This is a genomic window from Paenibacillus sp. JT22N7 (genome assembly GCF_059383875.1).
Genome location: NZ_JBXENY010000010.1, coordinates 277,133 through 303,171, shown reverse-complemented (window position 1 = coordinate 303,171; position 26,039 = coordinate 277,133). Strand labels below are relative to the sequence as shown.

Below are 26,039 nucleotides of genomic sequence, written 5' to 3'. Positions count from 1 at the left end.
TCGGCTTATGACGATATAGATAGAGAAGCGGAGCTGAGAAGCATGATGCAAATGAGAGGGAAAATCGTACTTGTTACCGGAGCAAATGCGGGCATGGGATTGGCATCAGCTACGGAGCTGGCTAAGGCTGGCGCGGACGTTATTATGGCTTGCCGCAGCCTGGAGCGCGGCGAAGCCGCAAGGCAGCAGGCACTTGCCGCAAGCGGTGCTGCGCATATTGAGCTGATGGCCTGTGATCTTGGAGATTTTGCGAGCATTGCTGCCTTTTGCGAAGCTTTCAAGCAGCGGTACGACCGGCTGGATGTGCTGCTAAACAATGCAGGCGTTGTATCGCTGAAGCGCGAGCTAACCAAGGATGGTTATGAAAGCATGATCGGCGTTAATCATCTGGGCCATTTTTTACTGACGACATCGCTATTGGAGCTGCTGGAGCGATCACCGCAGGGCAGAGTAGTCAATGTATCCTCGGGCGCATATAAAGCGGGGAAAATCCATTTTGAAGACATAAATCTGACTCGAGGCTTTAGTGTAGTAAAGGGTTATGCCCAATCGAAGCTGGCCAATATTTTGTTCACCAAGGAGCTGGCTAGGCGGCTGGCGCATACGAAGGTGACGGTTAATTGCCTGCATCCAGGAGCGGTAGGAACGTCGCTCGGCGTTAACCGCCAGACGGGATTCGGCAAAAGCATGCATGCGCTGCTGCGGCCTTTTTTCTTAACTTCGCTGCAGGGGGCGCAGACGGCGCTGTATTTGGCGAGCTCGGAGGAAGGCGGAGCGGTAAGCGGGCACTATTTTTATAAGCAAAAAAGGGAGGAAGTGTCTGCTAAAGCAATGGATGAGCAGGTTGCCAAGCGGCTTTGGGAATGGAGCGAGCAGCAGCTTGAACACAGAAAGCAAGCGAAATAAAGCGAGCTGGGGGGCGTTATCGTGGGAGGTTGTTTGAATGTTTGAGAAAGCAGCTGTCAAGTCGGCTATCGCGCTGCTTGCGTTGTTTAGCCTCATGCTGGCTGGCTGTACGAAGGATGCGCCGAAGCCTGAGAGAAGCAACCCTGCCATGCTGCAATGGCTGCCAATCATTAAACAGTCGGGCAAGCTGGTTATCGCCACAACCGAAAATTACCCGTTTGAATATACGGATGAAGAGACAGGCGAGTTTATAGGGTACGATGTGGATTTGGCGCAAGCGATTGCAGACGAAATTGGCGTAGACATTGAATGGAAAAAAATGCCCTTTGCTGAGCTGCTTAACGCCTTGCAGCTGGGTAAAGCCGACATGGTTATAGCCAGTATGTATATTACCGAGGAGCGGGAACGCACCGTCGATATGTCGGATAAATATTTGGATTCCGGCATGGCAATCGTCAAGCGGATGAGCGATCATTCGGTACGCTCGCTTAATGATTTGACTGGCAAGACGATTGGTGTAAAAACGCAGGCGACCAGCGAGCGGGAAGCAGAAGCGCTTATTGCGCAGGGCAAAGAAATTAAAATACGATCGTATGCTTCGGTAGCGGAATGTATGGAAGCCTTGCGCTCTGGCGAGGTAGATATCGTATTTAACGATTATTTAAAGCAGGTCAGCTACAATCAGCATTATCCCGAGGCACACTTGGAGCTGGTAGGCGGCGCATTTACCCAAGAAGGCTTCGGGATAGCTGTCGTCAAAGGGCAGACCGAATTGCTTCAGGTCGTCAATCAGGTCATACACAGGCTGCAGGAAAATGGCGATGCGGATGTGCTGTACAGCAAATGGCTGCAATAATGGGGAAAACGAAGGAGGAACACACATGAAACAACGGCAATTTGCTTTTACAGCTATTCGCGTGTTGGCGATTTATTTTTTGGTAGCAGGCATTGGAAGGCTGATGGATGTAGTAGCGCCTATTATGCTGAGCGGCAGCGATGCTCATGTATCGGCGTGGGCGTATTTGTCTCTGGTACTGCCAGGCCTCGTTTATGTGGCGGCAAGCGTTTTTCTATGGTCGAAGGCAGAAGGCCTCGTACTGCGTATTGTGCAAGGCCAAGTAGAAGACGCCGCAGAGGCGCTTCCAGCTACTCGATTCGCCAGCGACGAGCTTTACAAGCTTGCGTTGTCGCTTACAGGCGTCATCCTTATTGTGCTAACCTTGCCTACGCTCGCGTCAACGATCATTCAGCTTCTGCAAGTTAATGAAACGAGCTATACAGTAACGCAGCCGTTTCTTTATTCCAACTGGGCTGTCATAATGGAATGCATAGTGAAGCTGGGGCTAGGATTACTGTTAATCATTAAAACACAGGTTATTTTTGGCTGGGTGGGGCGCACCTTTCAACAGGTTCGGACGAACAACCAATAAACGAATGATCAATAAGCGTGCAATCAATAAACGCATGGGCATAAAAAAGACTGGCGACGCATCGGGCTGTGCAAGAAGGCACCCGATAAGGTCATCGCCAGTCTTTTTGTTTTTTTGCTAAAGTCAGCAGCAATCCATCAGGCAAAATCCAGCAGGTAAAGTATAGCGGCAAGCGTGTGCAGCTTATGGACGAAATTCGACGTTGAGCTGAATAATTTCTGCGCGGCTGCCGATGCGAAGCGGCGGTCCCCAGGTGCCGAAGCCGGAGGAGACGATGGCATGCAGCTGTCCTTTTTGCAAAAAGCCCCAGTCCAGCTCGAACAGCCGTCTTGTGAACAAGTGGTTCGGCATCATTTGACCGCGGTGGGTATGGCCGGACAAGGAAAGATCAATGCCCTGCAGCGAAGCCTGCTCCAGATCGGAGGGCTGATGATCCATCATGATGAGCGGCAGGGTAGCGTCAAGCGCTGCGACGAGCTCCTTCACGGATTGACGGCCTTCCGGGTCTGATCGCTTCGCGGTTAAGTCCTTGCGGCCAATGATGTAAAAGCCGTCGTCAATTTTCACGCTCTCGTCCAACAGGACGCGTATGCCGACAGCATCCATCTCCGCAATGAAGCGGGCAATGTGTCCGCCATAATATTCATGATTGCCAAGCACAGCGTAGACGCCGAGCGGCGCACGCAGACGCTTCATGACCTCGGACATATTGTCATCCAAATAGGGGGCAATATCATCATCGATGACGTCGCCAGGCAGCAAAATCAAATCGGGCTTCATATGCTCCATAGCCTTCGCAAGCCGCGCCAAATGGCGTTTGCCGACGATGGTGCCGAGGTGGATGTCAGAGGCCATGCCGATACGCAGCGATGTGCGTGGTCCTGCTGGCTTGGCAATCGTAATGGAATAAGTGCGAACGACCGGCGACCACGCATTCCAGCTCCCGCGCAGCAAAATGGCCAACATGATAACGGCGACTGCGCTGCCTACTGCAAGCAGAGCTGTAGAGGCGGAGATACCAAGCTTCGTCAGCAGCCAATAAATCAGATTTGCTGGAGGAAGCAGCAGCACCGCATATTCCATTACCGCGAGCCAGTAGGAGCCGATGAGCTTGAACACACGCCCTATTTTGCGCAGAGGTGCTACAGGCTGAAGAAGTCTTCCAATGATATAAGAGATAGAAATAATGGCGACAGCGAAGGCATATGGCAGAGGATTGTCCAGAGAAGTCAAGGCCGATAAATAAAGCCATCCATTCCAGCCAATATAAGCGTTAATAGCCACAAAAATAAATAATACTAAAGCGATTGTACCGATCAAACGCGGTTTCAACATTTGCACTCCCCAGTCATTATCATTGTGCATGAGATTAAGTCAAAGCATCTATTATCCTTCATGGTGACAATACTATAGCATAACGGCAATTGTCAGGTAAAATAGAGTCATAGACTAGAGGGAAAAAGGGGGCTTTAGCGTTGCCTTTAATTATGCAAATTTTATTGTTTATTGCTGCTGGGCTTGCAGAAATCGGCGGCGGCTATTTGGTGTGGCTTTGGCTGCGCGAAGGAAAGCCTTATTGGTACGGCATAGTGGGCAGTGGGATCTTGGTGCTGTACGGGATTTTGCCTACGCTGCAATCGTTTCCGACCTTTGGCAGAGTGTATGCGGCATATGGCGGCGTGTTTGTCGCAATGGCGGTGCTTTGGGGCTGGCTCGTAGACAAGCGGACGCCTGATCTTTACGATTGGATTGGCGCTGCCGTATGTCTGGTCGGCGTATCGATTATTTTGTGGGCGCCGCGAGGATAGCTGCTTAGGCGTCATGCTTGAACTATTTTTGACAACATTAGCATTTGTAAGGATAATATAGCTTTACAAGCTGGACGAATGGGGCGAATGGAAGAGATGAAATCATTAGTGCTCGCGGAAAAGCCAAGCGTGGCAAAGGAAATTGCCCGTGTGCTCGGCTGTACGAACAAAAATAAAAGCTACATAGAAGGCCCGAAATATGTGGTAACCTGGGCACTTGGCCATTTGGTTACCCTCGCGGAGCCGGAGGAATATGATCCGAAATACCGAACCTGGAGTTTGGAGGATTTGCCGCTGCTGCCTCCTAAAATGAACTTGAAGGTGATGAAGGAAACGTCGCATCAGTTCAAGGCGGTAGCGCAGCTGTGCAAGCGTTCTGATATTAGCGAGCTTATTATCGCAACGGATGCCGGGCGTGAGGGCGAGCTGGTTGCCCGCTGGATTATGGAGCTGGTGCATTGGCGCAAGCCGTTTAAACGGCTCTGGATTTCGTCGCAGACGGATAAAGCGATCAAGGATGGTTTTAGCAGGCTGAAGCCGGGAGCGGAATATAACCATTTGTATGCATCTGCGGTATGCCGCGCCGAGGCGGACTGGCTAATTGGACTGAATGTCACCCGTGCATTGACGACCAAATACAATGCACAGCTAGCGGCAGGACGCGTGCAGACGCCGACGCTCGCTGCGCTGATGGACCGGGAGAAGGAAATTGAGCAGTTCCAGTCCCAGCCGTTTTGGACGGTATCTGCCGATATGGGCACTTTCCAGGCGGTATGGCGCGAGCAGGATGGCCATGATGGACGTGTATGGGGCCGTGATGAAGCAGGGGCAGTCGTCGCCCGCTTGCAGGGAAAGGGCGCGAAGGTCGACAAGCTGCGTACAGTCGAAAAGTCGGAGCCGCATCCGGGCGCCTATGACTTGACGGAGCTGCAGCGCGACGCGAACAAGCGGCTGGGCTTCTCGGCGAAGCAGACGTCGGTTGTGCTTCAGAAGCTGTATGAGCAGCATAAAATCGTCACTTATCCGCGTACCGACTCGCGCTATCTATCGAGCGACATCGTGCCGACGTTCAAAAGCAGGCTGGAAAGCGTGGCGGTCGGGCCTTATGCGCCTTTTGCCCGCAAGCTGCTGCGCGGTCCGCTAACTGTGACGAAGCGATTCGTTGATGACAGCAAGGTGAGCGATCACCATGCGATTATTCCAACGGAGCAATACGTTAATTTGTCTGCGTTAAGCGCGGAGGAGCGCAAGCTGTATGATCTGATCGTCCGCCGTTTTCTAGCCTTGTTCTCGCCAGCGTACCGCTATGATGAGACGAGCGTTACGCTGGCGGTTGGAAGCGATAAGCTGTACGCCAAAGGCCGGGTGCAGAAGGAAAGCGGCTGGAAAGAGCTTTACAGTGGAGCTGGCAGCGGAAGCTTTAGCGACGATGACGATGAAGACGACGATAAAGCACGCAGCGAGGCGGATCGCCAGCCGGAGCAGCTGCTGCCGGCCATGAGCATGGGGCAGACGCTGCCGATTAAGCAAGCCCGCTTCAAGGAATTGCGGACGCTGCCGCCTGCAAGATATACGGAAGCATCGCTGCTTGGCCGAATGGAGAAGTATAGCTTGGGCACGCCAGCGACGCGCGCGGATATTATTGAGAAGCTGCTCGGAACCGACACCATTGAGCGTCGGGGCAATCAGCTGTCGCCAACGGGAAAAGGCAGGCAGCTGATTGAAATTGTCGTTGAGGAGCTTCGCCGGCCGGAGCTGACTGCTGAGTGGGAGCGGGAGCTGGAGCGGATTGCGCTTGGCAAGGGCAACCCAGCGAAATTTATGGCGGGCATTCGCGAGCAGGCGAGCAAATGGGTGGCAGAGGTGAAAAATGAGACAAAGGAATACAAGCCTCATAATCTGACGCATTCGCGCTGCCCGGAATGCAGCAAGCACTTGATGGAAGTGAAGGGCAAGCGCGGCAAGTCGCTTGTATGTCCAGATCGGGAATGCGGCTATCGCCGCTCGGCTGAGCCGGCGCTGTCGAACAAGCGCTGCCCGCAATGCCGCAAGAAGATGGAAATTCATGACGGCAAAGCCGGAAAATACGCACAGTGCCGACCATGCAACGTCATTGAAATGCTGGGCGATAAACAGGGCGGCCGGATTAATAAGCATCAGGAGAAAAAACTGATCAATCAATTCAGCGATAATGTGTCGCTCTCGAACAGCTTGGCGGATGCCCTCAAGGCAGCTATGAGCAAGCAGGAAGACGACAAGTAAGGAATCAAGCAAGTTAGCGAGCAAGCTAATAAACAAGATAGCCAGCAAATAAGTATGGGGATAACCCCAAAAAGCTTCGGCCTGCGATAAAAAAGCAGGCTGGAAGCTTTTTTCTTATAAATAGGCTTGACTAGTGTTATCGTTGGCTTTAGCGTTATAGGGGCATAGGGAATATAATCGTTTTCGTAAGCGTTTTCTTTGAGAAAGAACGCGGTTGTGAAGCAACTATTTTGGCAGTGGCAGGAGGAACGTTCATGTGGAAAGCGGATCAGCTATTAAATCGGATTTATGAGGAAGCGGTTGAAGCGCATCGTGAAGCGGCGGAAGCAGAGAGCAGGGAAGGAAGAAGGCTGCAATTAAAGAGAGAGCTTGCATCAGCGATAGGTTCTTTTGAATCAAACTCTGGGCATGAGCCTGTCGTGCTCGAACGGGTCCAATGCGATGGATATACGAGGGAACGGGTGGAGCTATCCGCTACACCGGGGCTGTCCTTCGCAGCGTATGTGCTCATTCCAGACGGCGCAAAGAGCGGGCAGCTGCCCGGTGTATTGGCGGTGCATGGGCATGGTTATGGCAGCAGGGAAATCGTCGGTTTGCTTCCGGACGGGACGGAAGACCATGGAGAGCCTAACATTCATCAGCATTTTGCCGTCCAACTGGTAAAGCGAGGCATGGTTGTTATTGCGCCCGATGTCGTCGGCTTCGGTGAACGGAGGCTGGATGCGGATTTGCAGGAAAATTCCGACGCCCCAAGCTCCTGCTATAGATTGTCTACCCAACTCATGATGCTGGGCAAAACGCTAACGGGCCTTCGGACGGCCGAAGTGTTGGAAGCGCTTAACCATTTGGCGGGCAGGCCAGAGGTAGATGCAGCCCGCATAGGGGCGATGGGTTTTTCCGGCGGAGCACTTATCTCATATGTAGCCGCAGCGCTGGATGAACGAATAAAGGCCGTTGTTTTGACTGGCTTTACGAATACGTTTAAGGAAAGCATATTTGCGGTGCATCACTGTATCGACAATTATACGCCAGGCCTGCTGGCCTACGCCGAGCTTCCCGAGCTGATTGGGCTAATTGCGCCGCGTCCACTGTTTCTGGAATCTGGGCAAAACGATCCGATTTTCCCGGTTGAGGGCTTTAAAAAAGCGGCAGCAGAGCTGCAGGCGATTTATGAACGCGAAGGCGTGCCGGGACAGCTGCAATCCGATATTTTCCCGGGTGTCCATGAAATTAGCGGGCGGGTTTCCTATAATTGGCTGCGTGAAACGCTATCCATGTAGGGGAGGGTGAAAGGGTAATATAGGCAAAGTATAAGCGAATAATGCTATCCTACCCATCAAAATAGACCATTTAGAAAGAACAAAGAGGCTGCCGCCGGGCAGCCTCTTTGTTCTTTCCGCCAGCCAGTGAATAGCGGCAGCATGCCTACATGCCTACATGCCTGCATGCGTAAAGCCGCCCTGCGAAGGATGGACAATACCATCGACATTGTCCTTAATAGGGACGGTAAAATTGCTTTAGGTAAGAGGAGGGAGATTCGCCGTACATTTTTTTGAACACTCTGCTGAAATAAAATGGATTTTGATACCCGAGCCGATCGCTAATATCAGAAATGTTTAAGGAACTGCTGCGCATTAACGCTACGGCGTGCTGGAGCCTTAGTCTGGTATGCGCCTCAATGATGGTTTGTCCGGTTACGCGCTTGAATGTAGCGGAAAGATAGCTGTAATTCAAGTTTAAGGCAGCTGCCAAATGACTGGCTGAAAAAGGCTCGCAGCTATGCGACCCCAGAAAAGCGATAATCCGCTCGGAAATTTCCTCAGCCCCTGTGCTTTTTCTTTCCAGGGTAGACGCTTGGTGAAGATCCAGAAGCAGCTCGTATACGCTGAGGCTAGTTCTCGTCATTTGATGAGATCGCACCTTCTGGGGCATCTTCATCAGCGCGTTCAAACGGTTTTCCATGCCTGGAAAGGCAGTGCCCTGCTTTGGCAAAGTGAGCCTATATTGATAATGATCGGGATAATAAAGGGCCAGCTCCGGCAGCGGGGCCTTTTCTTTATAAGGGGTATTTTCATGATCCTCACTATTTTCCATATTAAAATGAATCCAATACCACTGCGTACCCGCAGCCGTTTTATGCCGTCCCCAATGATGAAGTCCTTTTTTCAAAAATAAATATTGCTTGGCCTGGATTAGGAAGGGTACTCCCTCCTCCTCCACCTGCATGCTGCCGCTTGCCACGTACAAAAAAACATGATAATCCAGCGTGCGATCGGGATGCGTGTATAGCTCCTCTGTCTGGTTCCAGCCAATGTCCCGTACTAATGGAAAACGATCGGCTGTTAAGGTAAGGGCCTCCATATGTTCGATTTATTTGATTGGCACAAAAAAAGGATAGGTTTTGCTAATCGATGTGCATGTACGCCTTTTATTATATCGTTTTAGACTAAGGAGGAAAAACAAATATTGTGCTGGAAGGGTGCAGACGATGAATAAGAGGAACTTATCTGCCAAGCATGCGCTGAGCGAATTTGCCACTGGCAAAGTGAAGCTATCTCCGGGGCCGCTTAAAGCCCGCTTTGAGCTGAACAAGAAATATATAATGAGCCTCACGGATGAGAATCTGCTCCGCAATTTTTATTTGGAAGCCGGGCTGTGGAGCTATAGCGGGAATGGGGGTACAACGAGCGCGACTACGACGAGCAGCGATGGCCCTGAGCATTGGCATTGGGGCTGGGAATCGCCAACCTGCGAGCTGCGCGGACATATGATGGGGCACTGGCTGTCTGCAGCTGCCCGGATCTACTCGCAGACGGGAGATGCTCAGGTGAGAGCGAAAGCCGATTTTATTGTAGCGGAGCTTGAAAGATGCCAGCAGGCGAATGATGGACAGTGGCTGGCCGCTTTTCCCCAGACGTATATGAATCGCATGGCACAAGGAAGATTTGTGTGGGCGCCGCATTATACCATTCACAAGCTGCTTATGGGATTGCACGAGATGTACGTGTTGACTGGCAATCAGAAGGCATTGACCATTATGAATGGCTTGGCGGCATGGTTCCACCAATGGACGTCACGCTTTTCCGAGCAGGAAATGGACGAGCTGCTTGATTTGGAGACGGGCGGCATGCTGGAAGCATGGGCTGATCTGTATGGCATTACTCGTGATCCGAAGCATCTGGCGCTCATTAAAAAATATGACCGGCGGCGATTTTTCGATGCGCTGCTTGAAGGGCAGGACGTGCTGACGAACAAGCATGCCAACACGCAAATTCCTGAAATATTGGGTGCTGCGCGGGCATGGGAGGTAACGGGCGAGGCAAGATATCGCAAAATAGTTGAAGCCTTCTGGAAAAACGCGGTAACGGATAGAGGATATGTAGCAACGGGTGCGGGTGATAATGGCGAGCTGTGGATGCCTGCTGGAGACATGGGGGCAAGGCTTGGCGTCGGTCAAGAGCATTGCTGCAATTACAATATGATGCGGCTGGCCCATACGCTGCTGCGCTGGACCGGTGAGGCAGCGTATGCCGATTATTGGGAACGGCGTTTTGTAAATGGTGTTCTGGCGCACCAGCATGGCGATACTGGCATGGTTTCCTATTTTCTTGGCATGGGAGCGGGCAGCCAAAAGGCGTGGGGATCACCAACTCAGCATTTCTGGTGCTGCCACGGGACGCTGGTGCAGGCCAATGCTGCCTACGCTTCGCAAATTTTTCTGGCAGACCAGGAGGGGATATCGGTATGCCAGTGGCTTTCATCGGAGCTGGTCTATGAATGGGAGGGCTGTGCCATTCGTCTTCAGCTTGAGCAAGATGGTCAATATGGGGACTATCCGCTGAATAATTGGTCGGTTACGGGGATGGAGGCTATTACAAAAGTAAATACCCCGCCGCTGCCCATCCATCGTCCGAATGCCATGAAGTATAAGCTGACTATCCGCACGGAGCAGCCCATCGCCTTCGCGCTTAAGCTGCGTATGCCATGGTGGCTGGGCGGGCAAGCGAGCATTTCTATTAATGGGCGCCCAGCAGAAGCGGACTTATATGCGCCTTCCTCCTTCGTTAAGCTGGCCCGCCAGTGGGAGGATGGAGATATCATCACGGTGGAGCTGCCGAAGGAGCTGAAGGCTGAGCCGCTTCCGGGCGACGATGGAAAAGTTGCTTTTCTCGATGGTCCTGTCGTCCTTGCAGGCTTGACAGCGGAGGAGCGCCATCTTGCTGGTGATCCAGCCCATCCGGCTGCGCTGCTGACGCCTGACCGCGAGCGCAATCACAGCTGGTGGAATAGCGGCTATTACCGGACGGCAGGCATCGACCGCGGTTTTCGGTTCATCCCGCTGTACGAGGTTAAGGAAGAGGCGTATACGGTTTATTTTTCAATTAAGCCAAACTAAATAAAGGTCTAGCTGGCATTCGCAGCCTTTACAAGAGGGGCTTCTTACCTGCGTCAATCATCCAAGAGACAGACGTCTTGCCGACATATGCTATGGAGGAGGAAGCAGGAAAGGAGCTGGTAGTTTTTGAGCGAACATCAGGGCAGGCAGTTGGCGAGCAAGTGGGCGAAGACGGCCGTATTATTGTCACACGCGGGTATTGCCCCGCATATTCCCCTTACCAGACGGTATACTGGGGAAAACTTGAGGAGCATGCTGCAAACGCATCGAATGGTTGTCATCAAGCCGGTTTGCGGAGCAGGCGGGCACGGGGTTATTAAGGTGACGCAGGATGGAAGCGCAAGCTATTCTTACACCTACTATGCAAAGAAAAAGCAATTCAGCAGCTTTAATGCTCTGAAGAGTGCGCTTGATAAACAACGCAAGGGAAGGGCTTATATTATACAAAAAGGCATCCTTCTTGCGTCCGTCGGCAGCAGGCCGATCGATTACCGCGTGAAATATGTAAAGACCGATAGAGGCTGGGTTTATCGCTCCATGGTAGGAAGAATTGCTAGAGAGGGCTTATTCGTAACGAACCTCTGTCGAGGCGGAACGATGGTTAGCGCGGCAGAAGGCATCAGGCGCTCGATTTCCGGTACAGTCGTTCGGGCAAAAAAATCGAAGATGAGAGAATTGACGGTGCAGGCGACACAGCTGCTGGAAAGCCGGTTTCCGGGCATTGGACAGCTGGGCTTCGATTATGGCATCGACAAGAGCGGGAAGATATGGATTTTCGAGGTGAATACGCGGCCGCAATAAACCCGAAAGGGTTTATTTTTTTGCTTCCTAACTGAATTTCCATAAGAGGGAAAATTAACTAATGGCATTAAACGATAAGATTGATAGATTAAGAGATTGTAATTAAAGTTTTTTATGGAAATGGTAAAATTTGAGACTGTGTATAACCGTATCCACAATGTACACAGCGCGAATCCTCAAGATTCGACGTTTATACACACGCCATGCACACCCTGTCCACAAGCAGTTGTGTATAACCAGAACGGTTGTTCTATCGTTTATACCCGTGATAATATGGTGAAGCATTAGAAAAGCCAAGAAAGGAAGTGCCGATTATGGAGCTTATGTCCGACGATTTTCTTAAGGACACCTACTATGCGGCGGTCCAGTCTAAGCTAGATCAGGAATTTATTCAAATGCTGCTTTATGAAATGAAGCGAAGGCAATTGACAGACGAGGATGTGCGCATTACAGCCTGAGACGTTATTCCTGCCATTCACTTATGCACACTTCTATCGTATGCGCGCAGCTTGGGCACAGTGCCGTATGTAAACAACTTGCATCGCCTATCTGATTGCGAGCGGAACCGGAGATGGATACAGGCTCGTATGGAGCATAAGGATCACTCCATTCCAGCGTACGCCCGCAATCGTTCATCGCTTCATTGCACTTGTCACAATTTACTTCCACTCTCTTGATGCCATTGCAGACTGGACAAAACATAAGGGTATCCTCCTTGGCATGCACCGCTTAATGCTATGCATCGCTCCAAGGTAGAATACCCTTATTTGTGTGTATTTACTTCCTTGCATGTATGGAAGGCTGCGAGCGTCTCCGGCTTACAGCTTCATATTGCTGCTGTGGCCCGGGGAAAGCTTCGCTTCCGGATCTACATATACTTTAGCATTATTAATCGCTGTTGGAGCTTCTCCAAACCCGACAGCAATCAGCTTGAGCTTGCCTGGGTAAGTCGTAATATCGCCTGCGGCGAACAATCCAGGAATATTCGTTTCCATGCGGGTATCCACAACGATGGAGCCGCCCTGAATCTCAATGCCCCATTCGGCAATTGGGCCGAGGGAGGATACAAAGCCGAAGTTGACAATAACGGCGTCGACATCAAGCTCTGTCGTTTCTTTCGTTTTCACATGGGCAAGCGTTACTTTCTCGATTTGGTCCTCGCCATGCAGCGCGGTAATTTCCATCGGAGTCAGCACATTGACCTTGGAATTCATCAGGTTCTCCACACTGTGCTCATGCGCGCGGAACTTGTCTCTGCGATGAATGAGCGTCACGCTCTTTGCAATCGGCTCCAGCATAAGCGACCAGTCAACAGCGGAGTCGCCGCCACCGCTGATCAGGACGTTCTGGTCTTTAAAGCGCTGCAGATCGCCGACAAAATAATGCAGATTTTTCTTCTCGTAAGCGGCAGCCTCTGGAAGCTCCAGACGACGCGGCTCAAACGCGCCTACGCCAGCTGTAATAATAACGGCCTTCGCATAATGGGTTTCTGTATCAGTCGTAATTTCAAACAGGCGCTCATCTTTTTTGACGACCTGTGTAACTTTTTGCTCTAGGCAAATCTCAGGCTTGAAATGGTTGAGCTGCTCCACAAGGCGGTCAACAAGCTCTTGCGCCGTAACTTTCGGAAAGCCTGCAACGTCATAAATATATTTCTCTGGATAAAGAGCAGCCAGTTGTCCTCCAAGTTGGGGCATGCTTTCAATAAGCTTAACGGATGCTTGGCGCATGCCGCCGTAAAAAGCAGCGAACAGGCCAGCGGGACCGCCGCCAATAATTGCGATATCGACAATGTTTTCAGGTAGTTCAGTTTGAGACAACGTAGGCACCTCCATATATTTGTATCTATCCTTATTATTATAAACTTACGGAGACAAAGAAGGAAATAACTAATTTGTATGCCCTTCTAAACTTTTTCGTATAAAATGCCATTGAACTTTTGTTTAAAACTCTGTAGTATGTCTGTTGTATGTTAAGGTTGGTACAGCTGGAAATTGGCGAATTAAAGGGAGACTAAGTTGCACATTTAATCCTCGTAGATCATAAATGTAGAAAGAGGTTTGTGTAATTTTTCACAATATAATTAAACGCATAGGAATGGAAGGGATCATACGATGAGCAACATACCTAAGATTGTTATTCTGGGTGCGGGATACGGCGGAGTGCTGACGGCGTTGCGTTTGCAGAAGGAGCTTAACTACAACGAAGCAGATGTTACATTGGTAAACAAGCATGACTATCATTACATTACTACACATTTGCATATGCCGGCGGCAGGAACCGATAATCCTGAAAATGCCCGTGTCAGCATCTCGAAGCTGATTGATGAATTTAAAATTGATTTTGTGAAATCGACTGTTGTACAAATTCGCCCGCAGGACAAAAAGGTCATTTTGGAAGACGGTACGCTGTCTTACGATTATTTGGTTGTGGGGCTGGGCGGAGAGCCTGAAACGTTCGGCATTCCTGGTCTTGGCGAGCATGCGATGAACATTCGCAGCATTAACTCGGTCCGCCTTATCCGCGAGCATATTGAATATCAATTTGCCCGCTTCAAGCGCGAGCCGCATCGCACCGATTATTTGACGTTTATTGTAGGCGGAGCAGGCTTTACCGGCATTGAGTTCGTCGGCGAGCTGTCCGACCGCATTCCTGAGCTGTGCAAGCAGTTCGATGTGGACCCGGCGCTTGTGAAAATCTACAATATTGAAGCGGCTCCGACGGCGCTGCCAGGCTTTGATCCAGAGCTTGTCGAATATGCAATGAATGTGCTGACGAAGAAAAACGTCACGTTCCGAATTGGCACAGCTATTAAAGAGTGCACGGCAGAAGGCGTCGTTGTTGGCGAAGGGGAAGAGATCAAGTCGGCAACGGTTATTTGGACGGGCGGCATCCGCGGCAATCGCTTGATTGAGGATGCAGGCTTTGAAACGATGCGCGGACGCGTGAAAATCGACGACCAGCTGCGCGCGCCAGGCCATGAGAATATTTACATTTTGGGTGACAACTCGCTCATGTTTAATCCGGAAGGCCGTCCATATCCGCCAACTGCGCAAATTGCGATGCAGCAGGGCGTCGTGTGCGCACATAATTTGGTTGCTTCGATTCGCAACCAGCCGCTTAAAGCATTCGCGTTCAGCAATAAAGGTACAGTAGCGTCCCTTGGCAAAGGCGAAGCGATCGGCCTTGCTTTTGGCAAAAAATATAAAGGCCGGGTAGCGGCATGGCTGAAGAAAATGATCGACCTGCGCTATCTGTTCATTATCGGCGGCATTCCGCTCGTTCTGCGCAAAGGGAAGTTTTTCTAATGCGTCACTGCAGCGTGCAGGTTCGGGGGTTGCTGACGCGGGATGAGCTGGATCGCTATAATGCTCTAATGGAAGTAGGCTCGTTTCTAGAGTCGCAAAATCGGTATGATCTGGCTTATCCGGTACAAAAGGAAGTCGACCTGCTCATCCAGCCGGCCATTGAACGGTTGAAGGATAAGGGCCGCGAGCGCGATCGTGCGACGCAGGAGTATTTGGAAGCGAAGCGCCTAGGCCTTGATGAAGAGGATGACGAGGAAGAAGATTAGGCGAAGCGAATAAACAAACAACCGCCCCGGCACAGTGACGAGCATTCGTCAGCGTGCCGGGGCGGTTATGCATTATTTTCAGAAGAAAGAAAAAAGGTCTACACTTTCAGCAGAGCGGTGAATTTCGCCGAATCGAGCAAATTGCCGACGTAGAAGTCGCCAAAGTCGCCGTAACGCGCGCTGACTTCATCAAAGCGCATTTCATAGATCAGCTTCTTGAACTGCAGTGCGTCCTCTGCGAACAGTGTAACGCCCCACTCCCAATTGTCGAAGCCGACGGAGCCGCTAATAATTTGCTTCACTTTGCCCGCATATTTGCGGCCAATCATGCCATGGCTGCGCATCATCGTGCGGCGCTCGTCCATGCCGAGCATATACCAATTGTCGCTGCCATCGCGGCGCTTGTTCATCGGGTAGAAGCAGATGTGGCGCGCTTTTGGCAAAATCGGCTTGAGGCGGGCGAGAATTTCCGGATTTTCCATCGGATCAACGCCTGGCTGGTTCACATAGTTGCTGAGCTCCACAACGCTTACATAAGAATAGGTCGGTGTTGTAAAGGAAGCGAACGCTGTTTTATTGAAAGCCGTCTCGATTTCATTCAGCTCCTCCAGCGTTTCGCGCAGGTGCATGAATACAAAATCAGCTTTCTGTCCAACGATGGAGTAGACAGCTGTGCTGCCTTGCTTGCTTTCCTCTACATCTGACCATTGCTTCAGAAACGTATTCAGCTCGTCGAGCATGCGGTTTTGCTCTTCGGTGGTGCTCAGTCTCCATGCAGCCCAATTGACGCTGCGGAAATCATGGAGGCAGTACCAGCCTTCTAGTGTAATTGCTACTTCACTCATATCAGCGATAACCCCTATCTTTGGCATATTTTGCTGTGAACATTGTATCGTAGTTTAGGGCGGTAGGGCAAATGTCGGACTTGTGACAATTGGCAGATCGGAATTGACTTCCTTAAGCGGTTTCATTAAAATGTTATCGAGAGTCTGAGAGGGGAATCGTACATGCTTCAACTGATTATTGCGACGGTGCTGTTTTTGGTCATGATGTTCGGCATCGGATTTATTCTGAATATGCTATTGAAAACAACATGGTTTCCCATTTATATGTTTATTATTGTTCTTGTGCCGTTCTATGTGTGGAGCACTTGGGATAAGACGCTCTCCGCTTCTGAAAACTTTACGAGTTTTACTTTCATTGATTTAGTGCCTGTATTTGGCGCATTAATAGGCGCGTATTTAAGCGGCTGGACGATTCAAGCGCTGCGCAAGGGCGGCTACAAGATGTTTTAAGCATATAAGCAAATCCCTCACTTGGGGGATTTTTTCTATTCTTCTCTCTATTTCTCGGAATGAAACGCGCCGCGCTGCCAAAGGATGGCGACAGCCGTTTCACCTTGAAATATAGGAAAGGATATCTTAATGCGATCCTTTCTCTATATTTCTCGGACTGAAACGCACTGCGCTGCCAAAGGATGGCGACAGCCGTTTCACCTTGAAATATAGGAAAGGATATCTTAATGCGATCCTTTCTCTCTATTTCTCGGACTGAAACGCACTGCGCTGCCAAAGGACAGCGACAGCCGTTTCACCTTGTGTTAAACTGATAGAAAGTATGGACAGGATGGAGTAGATGCCATGCGCATCGGTAACTTATTGCAGTATACGGAGCATCACCGCTATTATATTTTTCGTGATTTTTCATTAAGCAGTTTGGATTATAAAATATTATCGCTCATCTATCAGCCGATGATTGGCGCCTTCGCGGTTGCGTTGTACCAGCAGCTGTACCATGGCATATCGGATGGGGCTTCCGGCTATTCCTCGCTGGAGCCGCAGCGCAAGCTGTTTCTCGGGCTAGGGCTTGAGATGAATGAGCGCGGCCGCAAGCATCTTGTCGAGCAGGCGTCGCGCCTCGAGGCAGTTGGCCTGCTGCAAACGTCGCGGCTGGCACTGCCGGAGCAAAGCGACCTGATTTATGAATATGAGCTGGCTAAGCCGCTCACGCCGGGCGAGTTTTTTCAAACCCAGCATTTGGTTATGCTGCTTCGTGACAAGGTTGGGAAATACGCGCTAATTGCGTTAAGGGAATCATTTGGCGCGCAGGAGCCGGACGAGCTGGCCAGCGTACAGCTGAGCAAGGAGAACATTTCCGTACCGTTCTATGAGCTGTTTCAGCTTAATCCCCAATCCGTAGACCCGGAGCTGGAGCAGGCATTAAGCGAGGTGGCGCCATCTCGGCAAGCAGCACCTAGGCTTAAACAGGAGACGGCAGGCATTCCTTATGGGGAAATTATTTTGCGGTTTCCGCGCAATTCCGCTAACCGCAGCTATGTAGAGCGGCTGCGCGGTGATGGCGAGCAGCTTGGGCAGCTGAATTACGTCGCTTACAAATACAGCTTAAATGCGAGCGATCTTTGCCGTCTGCTGGATGAGGATGGCGTATTTGCGCCTGACGGGCTGCTGCTCATTGACGAGCTGCAAATGCGGGCCAATCAAATGTACCGCCAGGATAAGAAGCGCGAAGGGGATCGCCAGCGTACGATTGCCCGCGTGCAGCAGTCTCAGGCGGAAGTAACTGAAGACAATATTGAAGAGTTTGGCGTTCAGGAAGAATATTATTTAAGCGTGCCTAACTTGCTCGATGGCAGATGCGACATTCATCAGTACAATATGCTGATGCGCAATGAGCCGCATACCCGCTTTATGCAGCGCTTTTTCCCTGGGGCTGTACCGGATTGGATTGAACGCTCCTTCGAGCGCATCGATCTCAATTACCGGCTGCCTGCTCCTGTTATTAATGTACTCATTCATTATGTTATAGGCATGAACGACGCCCATCGGATGACGAAAACCTTCGTTGAAGCGGTCGTATCCAATATGCTCGTCAAGCAGATAGATACGTTTGAGAAGGCTGTTGGCTACGTGCGCGAGCAAGGGAAGGTTGAAGAGGGCAAGGAACAGCGTCAAGAAAATGCGCGTTCTGTGGGCGCAACGGGGCGCGGAGGGTCCCGTGCTGGCGCAAGAGGCGGTGCTTCCCGTAAGCCAAGCATCCCGATTGTGCAGGATACGGAATCGGCTAGCCAAGTATCGCCCGAGAAGCTTGAAGAAATGCGACAGCTGGCAAGGAAGCTGGATGGAAAATAAGATTGCGGGGTGATTAAGAATGGAATCGCTGGGTGAGCTTCTGAAAGCATGGCCTGCGGGCAAGTCATTAACGGATCAGGCGGACCGCAAGCTGGAAGAGCTGCTTGCCGATCCGCTTGTGCATCGGCTGCGGGAGAAGCATCCCGAGCTGGATGAGCAGGCGGTTCGTCTTAATTTGAACCGGGTCTATCAATATGTAACGGAATATCGGAACTGTACGAACTGTCCGGGGCTTGACCAATGCCCGAATGATTTTGAGGGCCATTATACGCTGCTTTCATGCGATATCGTGCAGGAGCGCGTACAGCTGCATGACCGCAAAGTGGCCTGCAAGAAAATGATTGCCCGCAGGAGCGAGGAGCGGATCAGGAAACGGATTCGCAGCTTCTATGTAGATGACCGGGCGCTCAAGAGCGGCTATTCGGCGCTCGAAATTTTGGACAAGGACCCTACCCGGGCTGAAGCAGCTTACCGCGTCATTGAATATATTGACCGGACGAAGGAGCAGGGCCTTCAGCCAAACGGCCTGTATTTAGCCGGGAAGTTTGGCACAGGGAAGACGTTTCTTATGTGCTACCTGCTGCATGAGCTGGCGAAAGCCGATTATTCCGGCGTTATCGTCTACATGCCTGATTTTGTCGAGGATTTGAAGTCGATGATGCACGAGCCGGCGAAGCTGCGGGAGACGGTAGAGATGATGAAGGAAACCGACCTGCTTATCTTCGATGATATCGGCGCCGAAAACTTGAATCCTTGGGCAAGGGATCATGTGCTTGGCTCCATATTGAATTATCGGATGAACCGCAAGCCGACGCTGTATACGTCCAATTATGAGCTTGATGGGCTTGAGCGGCATTTTAGCTTCACAAGCAAGGATGGCGATGAAGTGTATAAAGGGCAGCGATTGATGGACCGGATTCGGCCCTATGTCGATGTGATTATGGTCACAGGCGACAATAAGCGAGGATTAAAATAAAAAATTTGTTTAAAATTTTAGCCTTTAGGTTACTCTATTAAACCTGTCGAGAACGATTCGACAGGTTTTTTTGCATCTGTAAACATTTATAAATGTTTTACTTTTATAACGAATAATCAATGATGGTGCAATCGCGGGGGCAATACCCAAAAGATTGGGATACAACGGTTCATGGCAAATGAATAAAAGTGTATGAAGCGAATTTTCGCTCTAAAAATGTAAACGCATTATTGGTAGTAATTGTTAATTTATACGTAACTTAAATTAAAAATGTTTGCGTTTTCATTAAAAAATTTTTAAATTAATTTTTTGTGTCGTTTTTAATCAAATGCCGTATTTTCGGACATAATACCTTACGCAAAACAGCCGTAGTATGTGATATTGCTCAGTTTTACCGAAATGGGTAGTTGATTAAGTCTGATTTTATGCTATAATCTCTAGCATCAAATAGAGAATCTCAAACTATTCATAATTATTCCTTATGCCAAATATATATTCATCCTTACATTCAGTGGATAATATTTTTTTATTTCGGTTCTACGCAAACATGAACGTATGTTCACTGTATAAGGAACAAAGGAAGAATAATAGAGATTCATATTGAAATATTAATTGGGAGGAAATAAACGCATGAAAAAGAAGTATTCGTTTTTACTCAGCACGTTGCTTGTCATGACTTTGATCATCAGCGCTTGTGGCAATGCAGGCACTAACACAGGCACCAATAATCCGGGAGAGGCTAGCCCAGAGGCTACCGCAACCGAAGTGAAATTGGCTGATAATCAAGAGATCAGCGTGAACATTGCATCTGAGCCCCCGACACTTAACCCTGGTAAAGCAAGCGACTCCACATCCGGTACGATTTTGCGCCAAACGTTCGAAGGTTTGACACGTATTGGACAAGACGGACACCCTGAAAATGCAGTAGCATCGAAAGTTGAAGTTTCTCCTGACCAAACGGTATACACATTCACTATTCGCGACGGCGCTAAATGGTCCAATGGCGATCCAGTAATTGCCGGAGACTTTGAATATGCATGGAAATGGGTTCTAGACCCAGCTAACGCAGCAGATTACGCTTATCAGCTTTATTATATTAAAGGAGCAGAGGCTGCTAACCTCGGCAAAGGAAAAGTTGAAGATGTAGGCATTAAAGCGGTCAACGACACTACGCTTGAAGTTACGCTTGCTAACCCGACTTCTTTCTTCCTTGAATTGACAGCATTCTACACATACCTGCCAGTAAACAGCAAAATTGCTGCAGCCAACAAAGATTGGGCTAACGATGCAGGCGACCAATACACAACGAACGGTCCTTTCCACATGACCGAATGGAAACACAGCGACAACCTTATTATTGAGAAAAGCGACACGTATTGGGATAAAGACAACGTGAAATTGACTAAAATCAACTTCTCGATGATCAATGATTTCAATACTGAGCTTTCGATGTTTGACAATGGCGAGCTGGACTGGGCTGGACAGCCTAACGGCCAATTGCCAGTTGATGCCATGCAAGCTTTGAAAGACCAAGGCTCTTTGCATACACAACCAATTGCTGGTGTGTACAACTACAAGTTCAACACGAAAGTGGCTCCTTTCGACAACAAAAACATCCGTAAAGCATTCGCTTATGCGATGAACCGCCAAGAACTGATCGACAACATTACACAAGGCGAGCAATTGCCAGCGATGGCAATGGTGCCTCCGACGATGTTTGCTGAAAACGAAAAAGGTTATTTTGCCGATAACGATATGGCGAAAGCAAAAGAATATTTGGCTGAAGGCTTGAAGGAAATGGGCCTGAAAGACGCATCTGAGCTTCCTCCAATCTCTATTTCTTATAACACGAATGAAGCGCACCAAAAAATCGCTCAAGCCATTCAAGACATGTGGTCCAAAAACCTTGGCGTAGAAGTAACGCTTGATAACGCTGAGTGGGCTGTATATATCGAGAAATTGCATGCTGGCGACTACCAAGTAGGCCGTCTGGGCTGGCTTGGAGATTTCAATGATCCAATTAACTTCCTTGAGCTGTACCGCGATGCTGATGGCGGCAACAACGATACAGGCTGGGAAAATGCAGAATACAAAAAATTGCTGATTGATTCCGCATCTGAGTCAGATGCTGCGAAACGTACGGAAATGTTGAAACAAGCAGAAGCAATCTTCATGGAAGATATGCCTGTAGCGCCAATTTATTTCTATACGATGAACTGGGTTCAAAATGAAAAATTGAAAAACGTTGTAATCAGCGGTCTAGGCGACGTAACTTACAAATGGGCCTATATTGAAGCTTAATACAGGTAGGATGTAAAAAAGAATAGTCGACCATAACCGGATGCAGCGGTATGGTGGGCGGAACATCCCGGATCACATTTTCAAGTGGTTCGGGGTGTTCCTTTGTTATGAAAATGCGGGGCTATACTCCCCTTATATGTAAATAAAGCTCGAAACTAATAGGAGGTGCCAGACTATTATGGTGAAATATATTGGCAGACGTTTGCTGTATATCCTTTTGTCGTTGTGGCTGATTATTACAGCTACCTTTTTCTTGATGCGTCTTGCTCCGGGTAACCCGTTTACGTCGGAGAAGCAGCTGCCGCCGGAGATTAAAGCTAATCTGCTGGCTCACTATGGTCTGGATCAACCGTGGTATGCGCAATATGGCGATTATTTGCTGAAAGTGCTGCAATGGGATTTTGGTCCTTCATTCAAGTATAAAAGCCAGACCGTTAATGATTTGATCAATACCGGTTTTCCTGTTTCACTCGTGCTTGGCTTGGAAGCGATCTTCCTGGCGCTTGCCGTTGGTGTCATTCTAGGTGTTATTGCTGCGCTCAAGCATAATCGCTGGCAGGATTATACCGCGATGATTATTGCGGTGGCGGGGATTTCGGTGCCTTCCTTCATTATGGCAACGGTGCTGCAATATGTGCTTGCCATTAAATTTGGCATTTTTCCTGTCGCAAGATGGGGAACGTTCATGCATACGGTTTTGCCGGCGATTGCACTCGCTTCCACGCCCACGGCATTTATCGCTCGTCTGACGCGCTCCAGCATGCTTGAAGTACTTAGCAATGATTATATTAAGACTGCGAAGGCCAAGGGTCTAAGCGAGTTTATGATTACAATTAAACATACGCTTCGCAATGCGCTGCTGCCTGTCGTTTCTTATATGGGGCCGCTGTCGGCTGGTGTCATTACAGGAAGCTTTGTTATTGAGCGTATTTTCGGCATACCGGGCCTTGGCTCCCACTTCGTTGTAAGTATCGGTAACCGTGACTACACGGTTATTATGGGTGTTACGGTGTTCTATAGTATTATCCTTCTCTTTAGCGTACTCTTGGTTGACATTTTATATGGATTAATTGATCCCCGTATTAAACTTGGGCGCGGGAAGAAAGGGGCTTGACGATGGAACCAATATCTAAAGACCGCTTTAAGCTGGTAGGCTTGCAGCAGCAAGGAACAGATAATGTGGCGAAGGCAAGCCTTACTTTCTGGCAGGATGTCGTTCGGCGCTTCGCACAAAACAAACTAGCCATGGTCGGGGTTGTGCTGCTCGTTATTTTGGTCTTTATGGCTGCGTTTGGCCCATTAATGACCGAATTTGATTACCGTTCCAACGATCTAGGCAACAAAAATCAAGCACCGTCTGCTGAACACTGGTTCGGCACGGATGATCTGGGACGCGACATGTTTGCCCGTGTCTGGGAGGGTGCACGAATTTCCCTGTTTATCGGACTTGCGGCCGCACTTATCGACTTGTTTATTGGCGTCCTTTGGGGCGGAATTGCCGCTTACAAGGGCGGACGTGTAGACGAAGGCATGATGCGTTTTGCCGACGTTCTCTACGGTATTCCCTATTTGCTGCTGGCGATTATTTTGATGGTCGTATTCGGGCAAAGCTTGGGAACGATGATTGTAGCGATGACTATAACGGGCTGGATTAATATGTCGCGTATCGTTCGGGGACAAGTGTTGTCGCTGAAAAACCGCGAGTATGTGTTAGCCGCTCGTACACTGGGCGCAACGATGCCTTGGATTATGAGAAAACATTTGATTCCGAATGCGATGGGCCCTATTCTGATTACGATGACGCTGACAATTCCATCGGCGATTTTTACAGAGTCGTTCCTGAGCTATTTGGGTCTAGGCCTGACTCCGCCGATTGCGAGCTGGGGTACAATGGCATCCGATGGATTGCCTGCGCTTAAATATTATCCATGGCGTTTGTTCTTCCCGGCCATTATGATCTGTGTAACGATTTTCTCATTTAACGTAATTGGCGACGGATTGCGTGACGCTCTCGATCCGAAAATGCGCAAATAATAGGAGGGAAGCATAAATGGAAAAGCTGCTCGAAGTAAAAGATTTGTGCGTTTCCTTCGGTACGCACGGCGGCGAGGTACAGGCGGTAAGAGGCATTAGCTTTGACCTGTACAAGGGCGAGACGCTTGCCATCGTAGGGGAATCGGGTTCTGGCAAAAGTGTCGCTTCACAAACGATTATGAAGCTCATTCCGATGCCGCCAGGCAAAATTACCAATGGCGAAATTTTGTTTGATGGCGACGATTTGGTGAAAAAGACCGATAAGCAAATGGAGAAGGTACGGGGCAAGGATATTAGTATGATTTTCCAAGATCCGATGACCTCGCTCAATCCAACAATGAAAATCGGACCGCAAATTATGGAGGTGCTGAAGAAGCACCAAAAGCTTTCCGGCTCCGCTGCAAAAGAACGTACGATTGAACTGCTTCGTCTCGTCGGTATTCCGATGCCGGAGACGCGGATTAACCAATATGCCCATGAGTTTTCCGGCGGTATGCGCCAGCGGGCGATGATTGCGATTGCGCTTGCGGCCAATCCAAGATTGCTCATTGCCGATGAGCCGACGACGGCGCTTGACGTAACGATCCAGTCGCAAATTTTGGAGCTGATCAAAGATTTGCAGCAAAAAATCGGCATGTCCGTCATTTTCATCACGCATGATTTGGGCGTTGTTGCAAATGTAGCTGACCGTGTAGCCGTTATGTATGCGGGGCAAATTGTCGAGGTTGGAACTGTGGATGAAATTTTCTACGATCCGCGCCATCCTTATACATGGGGACTTCTTGCGTCCATGCCGAGCCTTGATATGACAGATAAAGCCGAGCTGCTGGACATACCGGGCACGCCTCCTGATTTGACGAATCCGCCTAAGGGCGATGCGTTTGCCCCGCGCAACCGCTACGCGCTGGCGATTGATTTCGAGGAAGAGCCGCCGATGTTCCAAGTATCCGAAACGCATTATGCCAAAACATGGCTGCTGCACCCGGATGCGCCGAAGGTGGAGCTGCCGGAGCAGGTTAAACGGAGAGTTCGTAAATTGGCAGCGTCTTTCGATAAGCCGGTGCTTGCGGAAGGAGAGGCTTAAATGGCGAAGAAGCTGCTAGAAATCAAAAACCTAAAGCAATATTTCAATGAAGGCCGCCCGAATATGGTGAAAGCTGTCGACGACGTCAGCTTCGATATTTATGAAGGCGAGACGCTTGGTCTCGTTGGGGAGTCAGGCTGCGGCAAATCAACGACCGGCAGAACGATTCTACGGCTGTATGACGCGACGGACGGCCAAGTGCTGTTCAGCGGTGAGAATGTTCACGGACACAAGTCTAGAAGCGAACTGAAGCGTCTGAACCGCAAAATGCAAATGATTTTCCAAGATCCATATGCCTCGCTCAACCCGAGGATGACTGTTGGCGATATTATTGCCGAGGGCATTGATCTTCATGGGCTTGCGAAAAATAATAAGGAACGCATGGCGAGAGTGCATGAGCTGCTGGAGACAGTAGGCTTGCACAAGGACTATGCGAGCCGCTACCCGCATGAAGCGTCCGGCGGACAGCGCCAGCGGATCGGTATTGCCCGCGCGCTTGCGGTCGATCCTGACTTTATTATTGCCGATGAGGCGATCTCCGCGCTGGACGTATCGATTCAAGCGCAAATTATCAATCTGATGAAGAAGCTGCAGCGGGAGAAAAACCTGACTTATTTGTTTATTGCCCATGATTTGTCTATGGTTAAATATATTAGCGACCGTATTGGCGTGATGTACTTTGGCAAGCTCGTTGAGCTTGCTACTGCGGATGAGCTGTACAACAATCCAATGCATCCTTATACGAAGTCGCTGCTGTCGGCCATTCCAATTCCCGATCCGGAGACGGAGCGCGTGCGCAAACGGACACCTTATGATCCGAATGTGCATCAGTATACACCGGAGGACCTTCCGGAAATTCGTGAAGTGAAGCCTGGACATTTTGTGTATTGCTCGAAACGCGAGATGGAGCAGCTGCAAGCTTCTCATTAAAATGGGTTTAAGCCACTGGGCTTAAAGCTTGCATGAATACAGCTTGCAGCTCTAGTAGAAAGGACTGTTCCAAATCAGTAAAGCCTTACGGCTGCACTGGTTTGAGGGCAGTCCTTTTTTTGCGTGGAGAGCTCTCGATTCCTATCGTTATCTTCAGGTTGGAAGGCGGCAGAAACAGCACACAAAAAGCGAGCTTTTTACCAAAATGGTATTAACATCAATTCATAAACCTAATTTCGAAAACGCTATTGACTAAACAAAATCACGCTGGTAGAATCCTTCCATAACCAACTAAGCGGGTAGGAATAATATTTTATCTACCGGACCACCGGCGGCAAAACGTTACTCATTTATCCAGGACTGCAGGAGCAAAAAGAAAAAAATCAGG

General features: G+C 49.7%; 24 protein-coding genes. 19 read left to right on the top strand and 5 right to left on the bottom strand.

Features of this window, described 5'->3' with window-relative positions; translation table 11 throughout:
• Positions 1 to 42: 42 nt before the first annotated feature.
• Genes AC50Y5_RS25600 through AC50Y5_RS25590 form a run of 3 tightly spaced genes read left to right on the top strand, consistent with a single transcriptional unit; the run spans position 43 to position 2,336 of the window.
• A complete protein-coding gene (locus tag AC50Y5_RS25600; protein WP_494864131.1) occupies positions 43 to 906 on the top strand; it encodes an SDR family oxidoreductase in 864 nt (287 codons plus the stop codon).
• 37 nt (positions 907 to 943) lie between these two features.
• Positions 944 to 1,762 (top strand): substrate-binding periplasmic protein, encoded by an 819-nt coding sequence (locus AC50Y5_RS25595; protein ID WP_056039422.1) that lies wholly within the window; start codon positions 944 to 946, stop codon positions 1,760 to 1,762.
• 25 nt (positions 1,763 to 1,787) lie between these two features.
• On the top strand, positions 1,788 to 2,336 hold the full coding sequence (locus AC50Y5_RS25590; protein WP_494864130.1) for a hypothetical protein: 549 nt from the start codon (positions 1,788 to 1,790) through the stop codon (positions 2,334 to 2,336).
• Positions 2,337 to 2,519: 183 nt separating this feature from the next.
• Here AC50Y5_RS25590 and AC50Y5_RS25585 read toward each other — a convergent pair whose 3' ends face one another.
• A complete protein-coding gene (locus tag AC50Y5_RS25585; RefSeq protein WP_494864129.1) occupies positions 2,520 to 3,671 on the bottom strand; it encodes a metallophosphoesterase in 1,152 nt (383 codons plus the stop codon).
• A gap of 152 nt (positions 3,672 to 3,823) precedes the next feature.
• Here AC50Y5_RS25585 and AC50Y5_RS25580 point away from each other — a divergent pair, with 152 nt between their 5' ends.
• The 3 genes from AC50Y5_RS25580 (at position 3,824) to AC50Y5_RS25570 (ending at position 7,686) form a co-directional block, all read left to right on the top strand.
• Entirely contained in the window at positions 3,824 to 4,144 is a 321-nt protein-coding gene (locus AC50Y5_RS25580) for a YnfA family protein (protein ID WP_494864145.1), read from the top strand.
• A gap of 96 nt (positions 4,145 to 4,240) precedes the next feature.
• Complete coding sequence (locus tag AC50Y5_RS25575; RefSeq protein ID WP_494864128.1) at positions 4,241 to 6,406, top strand: DNA topoisomerase III; 2,166 nt, start codon at positions 4,241 to 4,243, stop codon at positions 6,404 to 6,406.
• A 254-nt stretch (positions 6,407 to 6,660) separates the two neighbouring features.
• Positions 6,661 to 7,686, top strand: a complete 1,026-nt coding sequence (locus AC50Y5_RS25570; RefSeq protein ID WP_494864127.1) for a dienelactone hydrolase family protein — start codon at positions 6,661 to 6,663, stop codon at positions 7,684 to 7,686.
• Between the two features lie 214 nt (positions 7,687 to 7,900).
• On the opposite strand, the gene AC50Y5_RS25565 is transcribed toward AC50Y5_RS25570, so the two are convergent.
• Positions 7,901 to 8,767: an AraC family transcriptional regulator gene (locus AC50Y5_RS25565; protein WP_494864126.1), complete on the bottom strand. Its 867-nt coding sequence runs from the start codon at positions 8,765 to 8,767 to the stop codon at positions 7,901 to 7,903.
• 127 nt (positions 8,768 to 8,894) lie between these two features.
• Between AC50Y5_RS25565 and AC50Y5_RS25560 the strand changes: the two genes are divergently transcribed.
• From AC50Y5_RS25560 to sda, 3 genes are all read left to right on the top strand, one after another.
• Positions 8,895 to 10,802, top strand: a complete 1,908-nt coding sequence (locus tag AC50Y5_RS25560; RefSeq protein WP_494864125.1) for a beta-L-arabinofuranosidase domain-containing protein — start codon at positions 8,895 to 8,897, stop codon at positions 10,800 to 10,802.
• Positions 10,803 to 10,928: 126 nt separating this feature from the next.
• Entirely contained in the window at positions 10,929 to 11,603 is a 675-nt protein-coding gene (locus AC50Y5_RS25555) for a YheC/YheD family protein (RefSeq protein ID WP_494864124.1), read from the top strand.
• 314 nt (positions 11,604 to 11,917) lie between these two features.
• The gene (gene sda / locus AC50Y5_RS25550; protein ID WP_056039437.1) at positions 11,918 to 12,061 is read left to right on the top strand and encodes a sporulation histidine kinase inhibitor Sda; all 144 of its coding nucleotides are present in this window, start codon (positions 11,918 to 11,920) and stop codon (positions 12,059 to 12,061) included.
• A 4-nt stretch (positions 12,062 to 12,065) separates the two neighbouring features.
• On the opposite strand, the gene AC50Y5_RS25545 is transcribed toward sda, so the two are convergent.
• Together AC50Y5_RS25545 and AC50Y5_RS25540 are read right to left on the bottom strand one after the other, a co-directional pair.
• Positions 12,066 to 12,305 carry a hypothetical protein gene (locus tag AC50Y5_RS25545; protein ID WP_150131491.1) on the bottom strand — a complete coding sequence of 80 codons (240 nt, stop codon included), beginning with the start codon at positions 12,303 to 12,305 and terminating at the stop codon, positions 12,066 to 12,068.
• Between the two features lie 116 nt (positions 12,306 to 12,421).
• The gene (locus tag AC50Y5_RS25540) at positions 12,422 to 13,438 is read right to left on the bottom strand and encodes an NAD(P)/FAD-dependent oxidoreductase (protein WP_494864123.1); all 1,017 of its coding nucleotides are present in this window, start codon (positions 13,436 to 13,438) and stop codon (positions 12,422 to 12,424) included.
• A gap of 279 nt (positions 13,439 to 13,717) precedes the next feature.
• Between AC50Y5_RS25540 and AC50Y5_RS25535 the strand changes: the two genes are divergently transcribed.
• Together AC50Y5_RS25535 and AC50Y5_RS25530 are read left to right on the top strand one after the other, a co-directional pair.
• Complete coding sequence (locus tag AC50Y5_RS25535; RefSeq protein ID WP_056039442.1) at positions 13,718 to 14,911, top strand: NAD(P)/FAD-dependent oxidoreductase; 1,194 nt, start codon at positions 13,718 to 13,720, stop codon at positions 14,909 to 14,911.
• Complete coding sequence (locus tag AC50Y5_RS25530; protein ID WP_056039445.1) at positions 14,911 to 15,177, top strand: hypothetical protein; 267 nt, start codon at positions 14,911 to 14,913, stop codon at positions 15,175 to 15,177. Before AC50Y5_RS25535 ends, AC50Y5_RS25530 begins: the two co-directional genes overlap by 1 nt.
• 98 nt (positions 15,178 to 15,275) lie before the next feature.
• Here the strand turns inward: AC50Y5_RS25530 and hemQ are convergent, their stop codons facing one another.
• Positions 15,276 to 16,022, bottom strand: a complete 747-nt coding sequence (hemQ, locus tag AC50Y5_RS25525) for a hydrogen peroxide-dependent heme synthase (RefSeq protein ID WP_494864122.1) — start codon at positions 16,020 to 16,022, stop codon at positions 15,276 to 15,278.
• Positions 16,023 to 16,184: 162 nt separating this feature from the next.
• Here hemQ and AC50Y5_RS25520 point away from each other — a divergent pair, with 162 nt between their 5' ends.
• The 8 genes from AC50Y5_RS25520 (at position 16,185) to AC50Y5_RS25485 (ending at position 25,651) form a co-directional block, all read left to right on the top strand.
• Entirely contained in the window at positions 16,185 to 16,472 is a 288-nt protein-coding gene (locus AC50Y5_RS25520; RefSeq protein ID WP_056039452.1) for a YuiB family protein, read from the top strand.
• Positions 16,473 to 16,817: 345 nt separating this feature from the next.
• Entirely contained in the window at positions 16,818 to 18,326 is a 1,509-nt protein-coding gene (locus AC50Y5_RS25515; protein ID WP_056039456.1) for a replication initiation and membrane attachment family protein, read from the top strand.
• A 19-nt stretch (positions 18,327 to 18,345) separates the two neighbouring features.
• Positions 18,346 to 19,302, top strand: coding sequence for a primosomal protein DnaI (gene dnaI, locus AC50Y5_RS25510; protein WP_056039460.1), 957 nt, complete (start codon positions 18,346 to 18,348; stop codon positions 19,300 to 19,302).
• Positions 19,303 to 19,932: 630 nt separating this feature from the next.
• A complete protein-coding gene (locus AC50Y5_RS25505; RefSeq protein WP_056039463.1) occupies positions 19,933 to 21,603 on the top strand; it encodes a peptide ABC transporter substrate-binding protein in 1,671 nt (556 codons plus the stop codon).
• Between the two features lie 178 nt (positions 21,604 to 21,781).
• A complete protein-coding gene (locus tag AC50Y5_RS25500) occupies positions 21,782 to 22,717 on the top strand; it encodes an ABC transporter permease (protein ID WP_046228634.1) in 936 nt (311 codons plus the stop codon).
• A gap of 2 nt (positions 22,718 to 22,719) precedes the next feature.
• Positions 22,720 to 23,637 (top strand): ABC transporter permease, encoded by a 918-nt coding sequence (locus tag AC50Y5_RS25495; RefSeq protein ID WP_056039466.1) that lies wholly within the window; start codon positions 22,720 to 22,722, stop codon positions 23,635 to 23,637.
• A gap of 16 nt (positions 23,638 to 23,653) precedes the next feature.
• Positions 23,654 to 24,721 (top strand): ABC transporter ATP-binding protein, encoded by a 1,068-nt coding sequence (locus AC50Y5_RS25490; protein WP_056039469.1) that lies wholly within the window; start codon positions 23,654 to 23,656, stop codon positions 24,719 to 24,721.
• Positions 24,722 to 25,651, top strand: a complete 930-nt coding sequence (locus tag AC50Y5_RS25485; RefSeq protein ID WP_056039472.1) for an ABC transporter ATP-binding protein — start codon at positions 24,722 to 24,724, stop codon at positions 25,649 to 25,651.
• Positions 25,652 to 26,039: the final 388 nt, after the last annotated feature.

Excerpts from the sequence above, each read along its gene's own strand:
- AC50Y5_RS25600 (WP_494864131.1), top strand. The coding sequence starts at position 43 with ATGATGCAAATGAGAGGGAAAATCGTACTTGTTACCGGAGCAAATGCG.
- AC50Y5_RS25595 (WP_056039422.1), top strand. The coding sequence starts at position 944 with ATGTTTGAGAAAGCAGCTGTCAAGTCGGCTATCGCGCTGCTTGCGTTG.
- AC50Y5_RS25590 (WP_494864130.1), top strand. The coding sequence starts at position 1,788 with ATGAAACAACGGCAATTTGCTTTTACAGCTATTCGCGTGTTGGCGATT.
- AC50Y5_RS25585 (WP_494864129.1), bottom strand. The coding sequence starts at position 3,671 with ATGTTGAAACCGCGTTTGATCGGTACAATCGCTTTAGTATTATTTATT.
- AC50Y5_RS25580 (WP_494864145.1), top strand. The coding sequence starts at position 3,824 with ATGCAAATTTTATTGTTTATTGCTGCTGGGCTTGCAGAAATCGGCGGC.
- AC50Y5_RS25575 (WP_494864128.1), top strand. The coding sequence starts at position 4,241 with ATGAAATCATTAGTGCTCGCGGAAAAGCCAAGCGTGGCAAAGGAAATT.
- AC50Y5_RS25570 (WP_494864127.1), top strand. The coding sequence starts at position 6,661 with ATGTGGAAAGCGGATCAGCTATTAAATCGGATTTATGAGGAAGCGGTT.
- AC50Y5_RS25565 (WP_494864126.1), bottom strand. The coding sequence starts at position 8,767 with ATGGAGGCCCTTACCTTAACAGCCGATCGTTTTCCATTAGTACGGGAC.
- AC50Y5_RS25560 (WP_494864125.1), top strand. The coding sequence starts at position 8,895 with ATGAATAAGAGGAACTTATCTGCCAAGCATGCGCTGAGCGAATTTGCC.
- sda (WP_056039437.1), top strand. The coding sequence starts at position 11,918 with ATGGAGCTTATGTCCGACGATTTTCTTAAGGACACCTACTATGCGGCG.
- AC50Y5_RS25545 (WP_150131491.1), bottom strand. The coding sequence starts at position 12,305 with ATGTTTTGTCCAGTCTGCAATGGCATCAAGAGAGTGGAAGTAAATTGT.
- AC50Y5_RS25540 (WP_494864123.1), bottom strand. The coding sequence starts at position 13,438 with ATGGAGGTGCCTACGTTGTCTCAAACTGAACTACCTGAAAACATTGTC.
- AC50Y5_RS25535 (WP_056039442.1), top strand. The coding sequence starts at position 13,718 with ATGAGCAACATACCTAAGATTGTTATTCTGGGTGCGGGATACGGCGGA.
- AC50Y5_RS25530 (WP_056039445.1), top strand. The coding sequence starts at position 14,911 with ATGCGTCACTGCAGCGTGCAGGTTCGGGGGTTGCTGACGCGGGATGAG.
- hemQ (WP_494864122.1), bottom strand. The coding sequence starts at position 16,022 with ATGAGTGAAGTAGCAATTACACTAGAAGGCTGGTACTGCCTCCATGAT.
- AC50Y5_RS25520 (WP_056039452.1), top strand. The coding sequence starts at position 16,185 with ATGCTTCAACTGATTATTGCGACGGTGCTGTTTTTGGTCATGATGTTC.
- AC50Y5_RS25515 (WP_056039456.1), top strand. The coding sequence starts at position 16,818 with ATGCGCATCGGTAACTTATTGCAGTATACGGAGCATCACCGCTATTAT.
- dnaI (WP_056039460.1), top strand. The coding sequence starts at position 18,346 with ATGGAATCGCTGGGTGAGCTTCTGAAAGCATGGCCTGCGGGCAAGTCA.
- AC50Y5_RS25505 (WP_056039463.1), top strand. The coding sequence starts at position 19,933 with ATGAAAAAGAAGTATTCGTTTTTACTCAGCACGTTGCTTGTCATGACT.
- AC50Y5_RS25500 (WP_046228634.1), top strand. The coding sequence starts at position 21,782 with ATGGTGAAATATATTGGCAGACGTTTGCTGTATATCCTTTTGTCGTTG.
- AC50Y5_RS25495 (WP_056039466.1), top strand. The coding sequence starts at position 22,720 with ATGGAACCAATATCTAAAGACCGCTTTAAGCTGGTAGGCTTGCAGCAG.
- AC50Y5_RS25490 (WP_056039469.1), top strand. The coding sequence starts at position 23,654 with ATGGAAAAGCTGCTCGAAGTAAAAGATTTGTGCGTTTCCTTCGGTACG.
- AC50Y5_RS25485 (WP_056039472.1), top strand. The coding sequence starts at position 24,722 with ATGGCGAAGAAGCTGCTAGAAATCAAAAACCTAAAGCAATATTTCAAT.